The 11,743-nt window shown below is 69.1% G+C and carries 15 protein-coding genes; 5 read left to right on the top strand and 10 right to left on the bottom strand.

The genetic code is table 11. The features are described 5' to 3' along the window. Positions 1 to 6 precede the first annotated feature (6 nt). Both can and C7444_RS00350 read right to left on the bottom strand, forming a co-directional pair. Positions 7 to 729, bottom strand: coding sequence for a carbonate dehydratase (can, locus tag C7444_RS00355; protein ID WP_110399134.1), 723 nt, complete (start codon positions 727 to 729; stop codon positions 7 to 9). 64 nt (positions 730 to 793) lie between these two features. Then, a complete protein-coding gene (locus tag C7444_RS00350; RefSeq protein ID WP_110398840.1) occupies positions 794 to 1,240 on the bottom strand; it encodes a MerR family transcriptional regulator in 447 nt (148 codons plus the stop codon). 56 nt (positions 1,241 to 1,296) lie between these two features. Here C7444_RS00350 and C7444_RS00345 point away from each other — a divergent pair, with 56 nt between their 5' ends. Further along, positions 1,297 to 2,370: an MBL fold metallo-hydrolase gene (locus C7444_RS00345; RefSeq protein WP_110398839.1), complete on the top strand. Its 1,074-nt coding sequence runs from the start codon at positions 1,297 to 1,299 to the stop codon at positions 2,368 to 2,370. Here C7444_RS00345 and C7444_RS00340 read toward each other — a convergent pair. The 6 genes from C7444_RS00340 to C7444_RS00315 all read right to left on the bottom strand — a co-directional run bounded on the left by C7444_RS00340 (position 2,357) and on the right by C7444_RS00315 (position 7,961). Further along, complete coding sequence (locus C7444_RS00340; protein ID WP_110398838.1) at positions 2,357 to 3,136, bottom strand: ParA family protein; 780 nt, start codon at positions 3,134 to 3,136, stop codon at positions 2,357 to 2,359. The genes C7444_RS00345 and C7444_RS00340 overlap by 14 nt on opposite strands. A gap of 91 nt (positions 3,137 to 3,227) precedes the next feature. Beyond that, positions 3,228 to 3,848, bottom strand: coding sequence for a LysE family translocator (locus C7444_RS00335; RefSeq protein WP_110398837.1), 621 nt, complete (start codon positions 3,846 to 3,848; stop codon positions 3,228 to 3,230). Between the two features lie 40 nt (positions 3,849 to 3,888). Further along, entirely contained in the window at positions 3,889 to 4,554 is a 666-nt protein-coding gene (gene rsmG / locus C7444_RS00330; RefSeq protein WP_110398836.1) for a 16S rRNA (guanine(527)-N(7))-methyltransferase RsmG, read from the bottom strand. Position 4,555: 1 nt separating this feature from the next. Next, a complete protein-coding gene (mnmG, locus tag C7444_RS00325; RefSeq protein WP_110398835.1) occupies positions 4,556 to 6,574 on the bottom strand; it encodes a tRNA uridine-5-carboxymethylaminomethyl(34) synthesis enzyme MnmG in 2,019 nt (672 codons plus the stop codon). 199 nt (positions 6,575 to 6,773) lie between these two features. After that, positions 6,774 to 7,358 (bottom strand): M48 metallopeptidase family protein, encoded by a 585-nt coding sequence (locus C7444_RS00320; RefSeq protein ID WP_110398834.1) that lies wholly within the window; start codon positions 7,356 to 7,358, stop codon positions 6,774 to 6,776. A 3-nt stretch (positions 7,359 to 7,361) separates the two neighbouring features. Then, positions 7,362 to 7,961, bottom strand: a complete 600-nt coding sequence (locus C7444_RS00315; RefSeq protein WP_110398833.1) for a YecA/YgfB family protein — start codon at positions 7,959 to 7,961, stop codon at positions 7,362 to 7,364. Between the two features lie 49 nt (positions 7,962 to 8,010). Between C7444_RS00315 and C7444_RS00310 the strand changes: the two genes are divergently transcribed. Continuing rightward, a complete protein-coding gene (locus C7444_RS00310) occupies positions 8,011 to 8,277 on the top strand; it encodes a YkgJ family cysteine cluster protein (RefSeq protein ID WP_110398832.1) in 267 nt (88 codons plus the stop codon). Positions 8,278 to 8,294: 17 nt separating this feature from the next. Here the strand turns inward: C7444_RS00310 and C7444_RS00305 are convergent, their stop codons facing one another. After that, the gene (locus C7444_RS00305; RefSeq protein WP_110399133.1) at positions 8,295 to 8,516 is read right to left on the bottom strand and encodes a DUF2061 domain-containing protein; all 222 of its coding nucleotides are present in this window, start codon (positions 8,514 to 8,516) and stop codon (positions 8,295 to 8,297) included. Between the two features lie 143 nt (positions 8,517 to 8,659). Beyond that, positions 8,660 to 8,785 carry a hypothetical protein gene (locus tag C7444_RS20750; protein ID WP_259372546.1) on the bottom strand — a complete coding sequence of 42 codons (126 nt, stop codon included), beginning with the start codon at positions 8,783 to 8,785 and terminating at the stop codon, positions 8,660 to 8,662. Positions 8,786 to 8,946: 161 nt separating this feature from the next. On the opposite strand from C7444_RS20750, the gene C7444_RS00300 reads away from it, so the two are divergent. The 3 genes from C7444_RS00300 to C7444_RS00290 all read left to right on the top strand — a co-directional run bounded on the left by C7444_RS00300 (position 8,947) and on the right by C7444_RS00290 (position 11,728). Next, a complete protein-coding gene (locus C7444_RS00300) occupies positions 8,947 to 9,996 on the top strand; it encodes a M14 family zinc carboxypeptidase (RefSeq protein WP_375136894.1) in 1,050 nt (349 codons plus the stop codon). Continuing rightward, positions 9,993 to 10,799: an alpha/beta fold hydrolase gene (locus tag C7444_RS00295; protein ID WP_245909338.1), complete on the top strand. Its 807-nt coding sequence runs from the start codon at positions 9,993 to 9,995 to the stop codon at positions 10,797 to 10,799. Before C7444_RS00300 ends, C7444_RS00295 begins: the two co-directional genes overlap by 4 nt. Positions 10,800 to 10,939: 140 nt before the next feature. Next, positions 10,940 to 11,728: a transporter substrate-binding domain-containing protein gene (locus C7444_RS00290; RefSeq protein WP_110398830.1), complete on the top strand. Its 789-nt coding sequence runs from the start codon at positions 10,940 to 10,942 to the stop codon at positions 11,726 to 11,728. Positions 11,729 to 11,743 lie beyond the last annotated feature (15 nt).

The following is an 11,743-nucleotide window of genomic DNA, read 5'->3' as shown; positions in this document are numbered from 1 at the left end:
GGGGCGTCAGGGCTGCCCGGTGCCCGACGACCGGTCCGCGATCTGCGGATCCAGCGAAGGCAGCGGCACTTCGGCGTGGTAACGCGCCATCACGGCCGCGAGCGCGCGTTCGTAGGCGATCTCCACCTGGTCGGCACTGCTGACGGTCATGCAGAGGTCCTCCAGCAGGCCGTTGTGCAGGCCGTAGACCCAGCCGTGGATGACCACGTCCTGACCGCGCTGCCAGGCGTCCTCGACGATGGTGGTACGGCAGACGTTGCGCGCCTGGTCGAGCACGTTGAGTTCGCACAGCGCATTGACCCGCAGGTGCGCCGGCAGGCCGTCGAGGAAACGCAGGTGGCGGTTGCGCACGTCCTGCACATGGCGCAGCCAGTTGTCGGCCAGCCCGACGCGCAGATTGGACAGCGCGGCCTTGACGCCACCGCAGTTGGAGTGCCCGACCACGATGATGTGGCGCACGCGCAGCATGTCCACCGCGAACTGGATCACCGACAGGGCGTTCAGGTCGGTCGGCACCACCACGTTGGCCACGTTGCGGTGGACGAAGAGCTCACCGGGCAGCAGGCCCACCAGTTCGTTGGCCGGCACCCGGCTGTCGGCACAGCCGATCCACAGGTACTGGGGGGATTGCTGCTCCAGCAGCTTGGTGAAGAACCCCGGGGTGCGCTCCTCGACATCGCGGGCCCACTCGCGGTTGCTCTCAAACAGTTCGTGAAGTTCGGTCGTCATGCGTGAATTCTGACCCATGACCATGGCACCAGGCTGTCAAAGGGTCTGGAAATTGACGTTAACGTCAATCAGCCATCGGAGCAGGGGGTTCGGCGCCCGTCAGGCGCTGCGCCAGCAGCCGCTCGCAGTTCGCCTCGTGCTGGCGGACCTCGTGCAGCGTCAGGTTCAGGTCCTCGAGCTGCTGCTCGAGCTGGTGGCGCTGAGCCTGCAGCATGCCGATGAAGCGGCGCAGCTGCGGCTCGGTGTCGGCCGGTGACTCGTACATGTCCACCAGCTGCTTGACCGCCAGCAGGCTCAGGCCCAGGCGCTTGCCCCGCAGCGTCAGTTTCAAGCGTACGCGATCTCTCTGGCTGTACACCCGGTTGCGACCCGATCGGGAAGGGGTGAGCAGGCCGACGTCTTCATAGAAGCGGATGGCCCGTGGCGTGATGTCGAACTCCTGCGCGAGTTCGGTGATGGTGCAGGTGCGTGTTTCACGTGGAACCTGGGCGACAGCGGCTTCGGGGGGCATGGGTAAACTGCGTTGAACGTCCCGTCAGTCTAAGCATTCCGCTGCAGGAGAAGCGCATGGCCAACCCGAATGAACACCAGCTGAGCTACCCGCTGGGTGACACCCTGCCCGAGCGTGGCCAGTTGCTGGAAGTGGCCCCCGGGGTGCTCTGGGTGCGCATGGGCCTGCCGTTTGCGCTCGATCACATCAACCTCTGGCTGCTGCGCGACCGCCAGGACGGCATCGAGGGCTGGACCATCGTCGACTGCGGCGTGACCAACGACAGCACCCAGTCGGCGTGGGAGCGCATCTTCGCCGAGGCGCTGGACGGCCTGCCGGTGCTGCGCCTGATCGTGACCCACATGCATCCCGACCACATCGGGCTGGCGCACTGGCTGACACAGCGCTGGAGCCTCGATGGACGCACCTGCCGGCTGTGGATCAGCGGCAGCGACTGGAATGCCGCCCGCATGGCGTCGCAGCAGACCACCGGCTTCGGTGGCGAGGCCGCCGCGGCCTTCTTCGCCAGCCATGGCCTGATCGATCCGGCGGCGCAAGCCAAGGTGCGCGCGCGCGGCAACTACTACGCCAGCATGGTGCCGCAGGTGCCGGGCCAGTACCGGCGCCTGCTGGACGGGCAGGCGGTCGATGTCGGCAGTCGGTCCTGGCGCTGCCTGGTCGGCTACGGGCATGCGCCCGAGCACATCAGCCTGCATTCGCCCGACCTGGGCGTGCTGATCTCGGGCGACATGCTGCTGCCCCGCATCTCCACCAACGTCAGCGTGATCGACCTGGAGCCCGAGGGCAACCCGCTGCCGCTCTACCTGGCGTCGCTGGACCGGCTGCGGGTGCTGCCGGCCGATACGCTGGTGCTGCCCTCGCATGGCAAGCCCTTCCGCGGCCTGCACGAGCGGGTGGCCCAGCTGCATGCCCATCACGAGGAGCGGTTGGCCGATCTGCTGGCCGCCTGCCAGGCATCGCCCTGCAGCGCGGCCGATGCGCTGCCGGTGCTGTTCCGGCGCGAGCTGGACCTGCACCAGACCACCTTCGCGATGGGGGAGGCGGTGGCTCACCTGAATGCGCTGTGGCACCGTGGTCTGCTGCGCCGCGAGCGCGACGCGGCGGGGGTCTGGCGCTTCAGCCTGGCCTGATGTCACCGATGCGCGCGACCACCTCGTGCGCGAGCGCCATGAAGGCCTGCGCCCCCTTGGAGTTGGGGTCGAACACGACACCGGGCAGGCCGTAGGACGGCGCTTCGGCCAGGCGCACGTTGCGCGGGATCACGGTGTTGAACACCTTCTCGCCGAAGTGGTCCTTCAGCTGCTCGCTGACCTGCTGCTGCAGCGTGATGCGCGGATCGAACATGACCCGCAGCAGGCCGATCAGCTGCAGGTCGCGGTTCAGGTTGGCGTAGACCTGCTTGATGGTGTTGACCAGGTCGGACAGGCCCTCTAGCGCGAAGTACTCGCACTGCATCGGCACGATCACGCCGTGGGCACAGTTCAGGCCGTTGAGCGTCAGCAGGCTCAGCGAAGGTGGGCAGTCGATCAGGATCAGGTCGTAGTCGGCGGTGACGTCGTGCAGCGCCATCTTCAGGCGCCGGTCCCGGTGCTCCAGGCTGACCAGCTCGATCTCGGCACCCGCCAGTTCCCGGTTGGCGCCCAGCACGTCGTAGCCGGCCTTGTCGCTGTGGCGGCGGGCGCTGCGCACGTCGGCCGTGCCGATCAGCACGTCGTAGATCGACGGGTCGAGCGAGCGCTTGTCGATGCCCGAGCCCATCGTGGCATTGCCTTGGGGGTCCAGATCGATCACCAGGACACGTTGACCGAGGGCGGCCAGACCGGCCGCCAGGTTGACGGTGGTGGTGGTCTTGCCGACCCCACCTTTTTGGTTTGCGATGCAGAAGATGCGGGCCATGAGCACAGTGGGTGAGGGCGCCTTGTCGGAGCGATGAGGCGCGCCTGCGATTGTCGCGGCTCGGCCCTTCACCCGGAAGTGTTTCGGGCGCTCAGTCGCGCAACAGGCGCCAGCCGAAGCCGATCAGGCAGGCGCCGGCCGCCCGTTCCAGCCATCGGGTCAGGCCGTGGTGCTGGCGCAGCCGCTCGGCCAGCGTCCGGGCCAGCGCGCACAGACCCAGGCACCAGACGGCGGTGATGCCGGCGATGGTCAGCGCCATCGCCACGAAGGTGATGCCGCCGCGGTGCTGCACCGGGTCGATGAAGAGCGGGAAGAAGGCCATGTAGAACACGATGGCCTTGGGGTTCAGCAGCGTGATCATCAGCGCCTGGCGGGCGTAGTCACGTGGCTCGATGTGCACGGGGCTCGCGGCGCCCGGTGAGCGGCTCGTCAGCAGCTTCCAGCCGATCCACCCGAGGTAGGCTGCCCCTGCCCATCGAACCAGGCTGAAAACGGCCGGATAAGCCGCCAGCAGCGCCGCCACGCCGGCCACGGCCAGCCAGAGCAGCACCTGGTCACCCAGGATCAGCCCGGCCGTGGCCGCCGCCCCGGCCTTGAAGCCGCCCTTGGCGGTCGAGGTTAGCAGCGCGAACGTGCCCGGCCCTGGCAGGGCCAGGAAGATCACCACGGCACCGCAGAAGGCGGGGTAGTCGGCGATGCCGAAGAACGACATGAGGGGGCTCCGAGAAGGGGTGGTGGATTCAGGCTCAGGCTCAGACGCGGGGGCGCATCCAGATCAGGCAGCGTTCGGCTTCCAGTCCGGGCACCTGCAGGGGTTCCACGTGAAACACCTCGATGTCCGCGGGCAGGGCCGCCAGCTCGTCGCCCGGGTGCTGGCCCTTCATCGCCATCCAGACACCGCCGGGCGCGAGCAGCGGCCGGGTCAGGCGGATCAGGTCCGGCAGCGAAGAAAACGCCCTCGAGGTGATGACGTCGTAGCGGGCGTCCTGGATCTGCTCGACCCGGCTGTGGCGGGCCTGCAGCCGGGGCAGGCCCAGCTCGGCGCTGGTCTGGCGGATGAAACCGGCCTTTTTGGCCACGGCATCGACACAGGTCACCTGCAATTCAGGACAGACGCTGGCCAGCACGGCGCCCGGCAGGCCGCCCCCGCTGCCCACGTCGAGCACGCTGGCCTGGGACAGCGAACGTGCGGACAGGTGACGCTGCAGGGGCAGCACCACCGTCAGGCTGTCGAGCAGGTGGTGGGTGAGGGCATGCTGGCGGTCGCGGATCGCCGTCAGGTTGTAGGTCTGGTTCCACTGCAGCAGCAGGTCCAGGTAGGCCAGCAGGCGTTCGACCGTCGTGTCGTTCAGGGACAGGCCCAGCGCCTGGGCGCCGGTGGTCAGGGTCAGGCGCTCGGCGCTGCGGGTATCGGACATGTCAGGCGGTCACGCTGGGGTTGGAGGGAGAGGCGCTGGGGCGCGGATCACCGGTGATCTCGCTGCGGCCGCGGCGTTTCTTCAGGTGGATCAGCAGCAGCGAGATCGCCGCCGGAGTGACCCCCGACAGGCGCGAGGCCTGACCCAGGGTTTCCGGCTGGTGCTTGATCAACGTCTGGCGCACCTCGAAGGACAGCGCGGTGACCTGGGCATAGTCCAGCTCGGCCGGCAGCTTCAGGTGCTCCAGGCCGGCGGCGCGCTGCACCTCGTCGTTCTGCTTGTCGATGTAGCCGGCGTACTTGGTCGCGATCTCGACCTGCTCGATCACCGCGTCGGCCACGGCCGCGCCCAGTTCGGTGCGCAGTGTTTCACGTGAAACCACGGCGGCCGCTTCGGGGTGGCCGGCCTGCAGCGCACGCTGACGCTCGGCCACCGTCATCACCTGTGACAGGGTGTCGAAGCTGATGCCCGGTCGGCGCAGCAGGTCACCCAGGTTGTACTCGTGGTCGATGGCCTTGCCCAGCAGGGCTTCGGCCTCGGCGGCCGGGAAGATGCTCGGGAAGATCCAGGTCGATTTCAGCCGCTCGGTTTCACGTGAAACAGCGTCCCGCTTGCGGTTGAAGGCATCCCAGCGCCGGTCGTCGACCAGGCCGACCTGCCGGCCGATCTCGGTCAGGCGCATGTCGGCGTTGTCCTCGCGCAGCTGCAGCCGGAACTCGGCCCGGCTGGTGAACATGCGGTAGGGCTCGGTCACGCCCTTGGTGATCAGGTCGTCGACCAGCACGCCCAGATACGCCTGGTCCCGGCCCAGCGTCAGCGCGTCCTTGCCCTGGACCTGCAGGGCGGCGTTGGCACCCGCAAACAGGCCTTGTGCCGCCGCTTCTTCGTAGCCGGTGGTGCCGTTGATCTGGCCGGCCAGGAACAGCCCGCCGATGGCCTTGGACTCGAAGGTCGAGCGCAGCTCGCGGGGGTCGAAGTAGTCGTATTCGATCGCGTAGCCCGGGCGCAGGATGTAGGCGTTCTCCAGCCCGGCCATCGTGCGCACCGCGGCCAGCTGGATGTCGAAGGGCAGGGAGGTCGAGATGCCGTTCGGGTAGAACTCGTTGGTCGTCAGGCCTTCGGGCTCCAGGAAGATCTGGTGCGAGTCCTTGTCGGCGAACCGGTTGATCTTGTCCTCGATGCTGGGGCAATAACGCGGCCCGACCCCTTCGATCACGCCGGTGAACATCGGGCTGCGGTCGAAACCGGTGCGCAGGATGTCGTGGGTCTGCTGGTTGGTGTGCGTGATCCAGCAGGGCACCTGGCGTGGATGCTGGGCCGCGTCGCCCAGGAAGCTGAACACCGGCACCGGATCCAGGTCGCCGGGCTGCTCGGTGCAGCGGCTGAAATCGATCGAGCGGCCGTCGATGCGTGGAGGCGTGCCGGTCTTCAGCCGCGCCTGGGGCAGCTTCAGCTCCTTCAGGCGCGCCGACAGGCTCACCGCCGGCGGATCGCCCGCGCGTCCGGCCGGGTAGTTGTTGAGGCCCACGTGCACCTTGCCGTCGAGGAAGGTGCCGGCCGTCAGCACCACCGCCCGGGCGCGGAACCGCACGCCGATCTGGGTCACCGCGCCGACCACCCGGTCGCCCTCGACCATCAGGTCATCGACCGCCTGCTGGAAGATCCACAGATGGGGCTGGTTCTCCAGCCGCTCACGGATCGCCGCCTTGTAGAGGATGCGATCGGCCTGTGCCCGGGTGGCCCGCACGGCCGGGCCCTTGCTCGAGTTGAGGATGCGGAACTGGATGCCCGACTCGTCGGTGGCCATCGCCATCGCACCCCCCAGCGCATCGACCTCCTTCACCAGATGGCCCTTGCCGATCCCGCCGATCGACGGGTTGCAGCTCATCTGGCCGAGGGTCTCGATGTTGTGGGTCAGCAGCAGCGTGCGCACGCCCATGCGTGCAGCGGCGAGCGCGGCTTCGGTGCCGGCATGTCCACCGCCGACGACGATGACGTCAAATTCCTGGGGATACAGCATACGGGGTCCACCTCGGGCCGGCTGTCCACGCAGGGGTGGGAATGCCAGCAAAAAAACCCGCACAGCAGCTGACTGGCGGGACGTGTTCGATACGGGAAGCACGCCATTTTAAGTGACAGGCTGTGGACAAGTCACGAGCCGGGGCGTGGTGCCCTGATCCGGTCGAGGCCTTGTTCCACGTGGAACAAGGCCCGTCGTTTCAGGCCGGGTGGGCGGGGGCAGCGGCGGGGGCAGGGGCCAGTTCGCGCCAGGTCAGCCACAGGCGCAGGTCGAACTCGAGCTGGTGGTAGTCGGGTTCCATGTGCGCGCACAGCGCGTAGAAGGCCTTGTCGTGCTCCCGCTCGCGCAGGTGGGCGAGCTCGTGCACGACGATCATCTTCAGGAACTCGGGCGCAGCCTGGCGAAAGAGCTGGGCCACCCGGATCTCGCGCTTGGCCTTCAGCTTGCCCCCCTGGACCCGCGCCACGGTGGTGTGGGTGCCCAGCGCGTTGCGGATGATGTGCAGCTTGGGGTCGTACACCACCTTGGACAGCGGCACGCTGCTGCGCAGGTAGCGGTCCTTCAGCTCCATGGTGTACTCGTACAGCAGACGATCGGTCTGCACCGTGTGCACCTGCGGATAACGCTGCTGCAGCCACGAGCCCAGGCGGCCGGCGTCGATCAGGTCCTGCACCTGCTGGCGCAGCGCCGGCGGGTAGCTGCCCAGATACGGCAGCGCCGGGCGCGGCTGCAGGGCCGCCGCGCCGGTGTCGACGGACCCGGCCGGACGGGGCGACGACGCCATGTCTCAGGGCCGCCAGTGGCGGTAGAGCGTCACGACCGATTCCGGCACCTGGCGGCTCCATTCGTCGCGCTGCCGGGGCGTCTCGATCAGCGCGGCATCCTCGGCGCCCAACTCGTCGCTGCCCATCAGGCTGATCGGGCGCAGCGCCAGGGCCACGGCGGCATCGTCGAGGTGACCGTCCCACTGTTCGGCACAGGCGGACAGGCCATGCAGGAAACCGATGCACCAGAGCTCGCCATCCACCAGCTCCTCGTCGTCGACCCAGGCCGCGCCGAACATCGGCTCGATCGCCTCGACGTCGTGGCGCAGGCGGGCGTCCAGTTCGGCCAGCAGGCGCATGATCAGCAGCACGCAGCGCTTGTGCGCCTTGCCGCTGACGAAGGGCGGGCCTTCGGGCGTGTCACCGCCCCAGATCAGCGGGATCCAGGCTTCGGTGGGCGGCAGCCGGGGCGAGACCAGCAACCCGGTCAGGTAGCCGTCCAGGCACTCCAGGTCCATCGCGGATTCGGTGGGCACGCCGTTGAGGATCTGCTCGAGCTTGTTCAGATCGTCATCGGTCAGCGGGTCCAGGGGCAGGGCGGGGTTGTGCTGGGCGTAGTTCACGGCGTGGTTTCCTGTTCGGGGTCGACCGGCACCTTACCATCGCCGGGTCATGAGTCCAGCCCATCCTTGTCGACCGCGGTGTGGCGCCTGCTGCACCGCGCCGTCGATCTCCAGCCCCATCCCCGGCATGCCTGCGGGCAAGCCCGCCGGCGTGCCCTGCGTCCAGCTCGACGAGCAGCTGCGTTGCCGCCTCTTCGGCCACCCGGACCGCCCGGCGGTCTGCGCCGGGCTGCAGCCCGACCCGCAGATGTGCGGACAGGACCGTGGGCAGGCGATGCACTGGCTGGGCTGGCTGGAGGCCGCGACCCGGCCCTGAAAGGCTCGTGGGCCGCCTCAGGCGGGCAGGGCCACGGGGTCGGGTGAGGTGCCGTCCTGCGACGACTGGGCGTCCTGGCGGCCCTCCCACCAGCGGTCGAAGAAGTAGTGCGCCACCGTGTTGACGATGGGCTCGGCGATGGTGATCGCCCCGGCCATCTGCCAGTTGCCGGTGAGCGAGTAGCTCACGCCGAAGGCGATGCCGACGTGCATGACGCCGAAGGTGGCGGACTTGGCCATGATCGATGCTCCCGGAAACTGGCCACGCGGCCTGGACAGGGGTTCATGGTCGCCGAAATCACCCATCTTCAGGATCAATCGTCCTGATTTGTTCGATAGCTTTTTGTGCTGTTCGACGGTGGACGTGACGCCGCGTCAGGACGTCAGTCGCTGCGCCGCACGCCCAGCCGGCAGCGGCACAGGGCGACGAACTCGATCGCGCCCCACAGCAGGGTGCTGCCCAGCGCCAGGGCAGGGTGGACGATCCACGGAAACAGGCGACGTGTCATGGCGGGGACTCCCCGTGCGGGACTGGAAACCTGCCACGCTAGCGGCGCGGCATGACCGGGGCATGGCAGGTCCGTGACGCCGTGACTCCGTGCCAACACCCAGGCGGCAGGCCGGCCGGTCCGCGTATGCTGGCGGATTGCATCGATCCGGCACCCGTCCCTTGTCCGCCTTGCCTGAAGCCGAGCTGAACGAACGGGCCGACCTGGCCGATCTGGCGGGCCTGCGTGCGCTGTCGGGTGAAGGCTCGCCCCACCTGGCCCACGAGGTGCTGTGTGAGGTCATGGTGGGCACCCGGCGTTTTCCGGTGCAGGCCTACACGCTGGGCAACCCGGACCCCGAGGTGCCGGCCGTGGGCTTCTTCGGCGGCGTGCACGGGCTCGAGCGCATCGGCGCCGAGGTGGTCATCGCCTACCTGCACAGCCTGATCAAGCGACTGGCCTGGGATGCCGTGCTGCACCGCGAGCTCGAGCAGGTGCGCCTGGTGTTCATGCCCATGGTCAACCCGGGAGGGGTCTGGCGCGGCACCCGCGCCAACCCCAACGGGGTCGACCTGATGCGCAACGCCCCGCTCGACGCCCGCTCGCGGGTGCCTTTCCTGGTCGGCGGGCAGCGCCTGAGTGCCGGCTTGCCCTGGTACCGCGGCCCGCGGGGCGCAGCCATGGAGATGGAGAACCAGGCCGTCTGCACCCTGGTCGAGCGGGAGCTGCTGCCGCACCGCTTCAGCCTGGTGGTGGACTGCCACTCCGGCTTCGGCGTCAACGACCGCATCTGGTTCCCGCATGCCCACACGCCGGAGCCGATCGCCCACCTGCCCGAGCTGCATGCGCTCAAGGCCATCCTCGACCAGACCCAGCTGCACCACCCCTACGTCTTCGAGCCGCAGAGCCGCCAGTACCTCGCCCACGGTGACCTGTGGGACTACCTCTACCTGCAGGCCTGCGCGGCCTCGCCGCGGGTCTTCCTGCCGCTGACGCTGGAGATGGGCTCGTGGATGTGGGTGCGCAAGAACCCGCGCCAGCTCTTCACCCGCCACGGCCTCTTCAATCCGCTGATCGCGCACCGCCAGCAGCGGGTGCTGCGCCGCCACCTGGGCTGGCTGGACTTCGTCGTGCGCGCGGCCATCGGCCACCGCCGCTGGATGCCCGAAGGCGCGGCACGCGAATGGCACCACCAGCAGGCGCTGGCGCTCTGGTACCGGGGGCGGCGGTGAGCCCCCCGCCCAGCGCGGCCGGACCCACCTGGGTGCTGCTGCGCGGCCTGACCCGCGAGGCGCGCCACTGGGGCCCCTGGCCGCAGCGCCTGGCCGCGGCGCTGCCGGGCGCCCGCGTGCTGACCCCCGACCTGCCCGGCAACGGCCGGCGCTGGCGCGAAACCAGCCCGCTGCGGGTCGAGGACATGGTCGAGGGGCTGCGTGCCGAGCTGCAGGCCGCGGGGGCCTTGGCGCCTTACCACCTGCTGGCGATGTCGCTGGGGGCGATGGTGGCCATCGCCTGGGCCGATCGCCATCCCCGTGAGCTGGCGCACTGCGTGCTGGTCAACACCAGCGTGCGGCCCTTCAGCCCGCCGTGGCAGCGCCTGCGGCCGGCCAGCGTGCCGGCGCTGCTGCGCTGCCTGGCCGGCCGGGCCGATGCCCCGCGCTGGGAGCGCACCATCCTGCGCCTGACCTCGCGGCAGTTCGCGCCGGACGGCGATGCGGCCCGTGCCCTGCTGCAGGACTGGGTGCGCTGGCGCCGGCAGTGTCCGGTGAGCGCCCGCAACGCCTGGCGCCAGCTGGTGGCGGCCGCCCGCTTCCAGGCGCCGGCCGTGCGGCCGGCCGTGCCCCTGCGCCTGCTGGCCGGTGCGGGTGACCAGCTGGTCGATCCGCGCTGCTCGCGGGCGCTGGCCGAGGCCTGGGGCCTGCCGCTGCATGTGCACCCCGCTGCCGGCCACGACCTGCCGCTGGATGCGCCGGACTGGCTCGAGCGGCAGCTGCTCGGCATGCTCGATCACGTCGGGCTCGACGACCTCGGCTGACGCCATCGGTGCGCCGGCATCGATCGTATACACATTGGCATGCAGATTGCGAACCGCTCGGGATCCGGCCCGAGCCTGCACCTGCGTGGTGCGAGCGGGGCCGATCCGTCCGATCCCCTTTTGCCGCAGGAGTCCGCCCGATGTTCCGTCGCCACGCCATTGCCTTGAGTCTTGCCCTGCTGGGCCTGAGCAGCAGCCAGCAGGCGGCCGCGCAGACCGCCCTCGACGACGTGATGGCCAAGAAGCTCATCACCATCGCGGTGCCGACCGACTACCCGCCCTACGGTTTCGTCAGCACCGACATGAAGCCCCAGGGCTACGACGTCGACATGGCCAACCTGATCGCCGCCAGGCTGGGCGTCAAGGTCGAGTACGTGCCGGTCACCAGCGCCAACCGCATTCCCTATCTGCAGACCCGCAAGGTCGACCTGGTGATCTCGACGCTGGGCAAGAACGCTGAGCGGGAGAAGGTCATCGACTTTACCTCCGCCTATGCACCCTTCTACCAGGCGGTGTTCGGGCCGAAGACGATCGCCATCAAGGGCGCGGCCGACCTGGCCGGCAAGTCCGTGGGCGTGACCCGCGGCGCGATGGAGGACCAGGAACTGGGCAAGATCGGTCCGTCCACCATGGACGTGCGCCGCTTCGAGGACAACAACGCCACCGTGGCCGCCTTCGTGTCAGGCCAGGTGCAGTCGATCGCCGTCGGTGCGGCGGTGGCCGGCAACATGATGGCGCGCAACCCGCAACTCAGCGTCGAATACAAGTTCGTGCTCAAGGACTCGCCCTGTTTCATCGGCGTGGCCAAGGGCGAGGACAAGCTGCGCCTGAGGATCAACGAGATCATCGCGTCGGCCCGGGCCGCCGGCGAGCTCGACCGCATGTCGCAGAAGTGGCTGGGTCGCCCGGCCGGCGAGCTGCCGCTCTGAGTCCGTCGACGCACA

The sequence above is a fragment of the Sphaerotilus hippei genome (genome assembly GCF_003201595.1).
Lineage (GTDB): Bacteria > Pseudomonadota > Gammaproteobacteria > Burkholderiales > Burkholderiaceae_C > Sphaerotilus > Sphaerotilus hippei.
The sequence above is the reverse complement of the archived record's forward strand: the minus strand, read 5'-3'. Positions and strand labels throughout refer to the sequence as shown.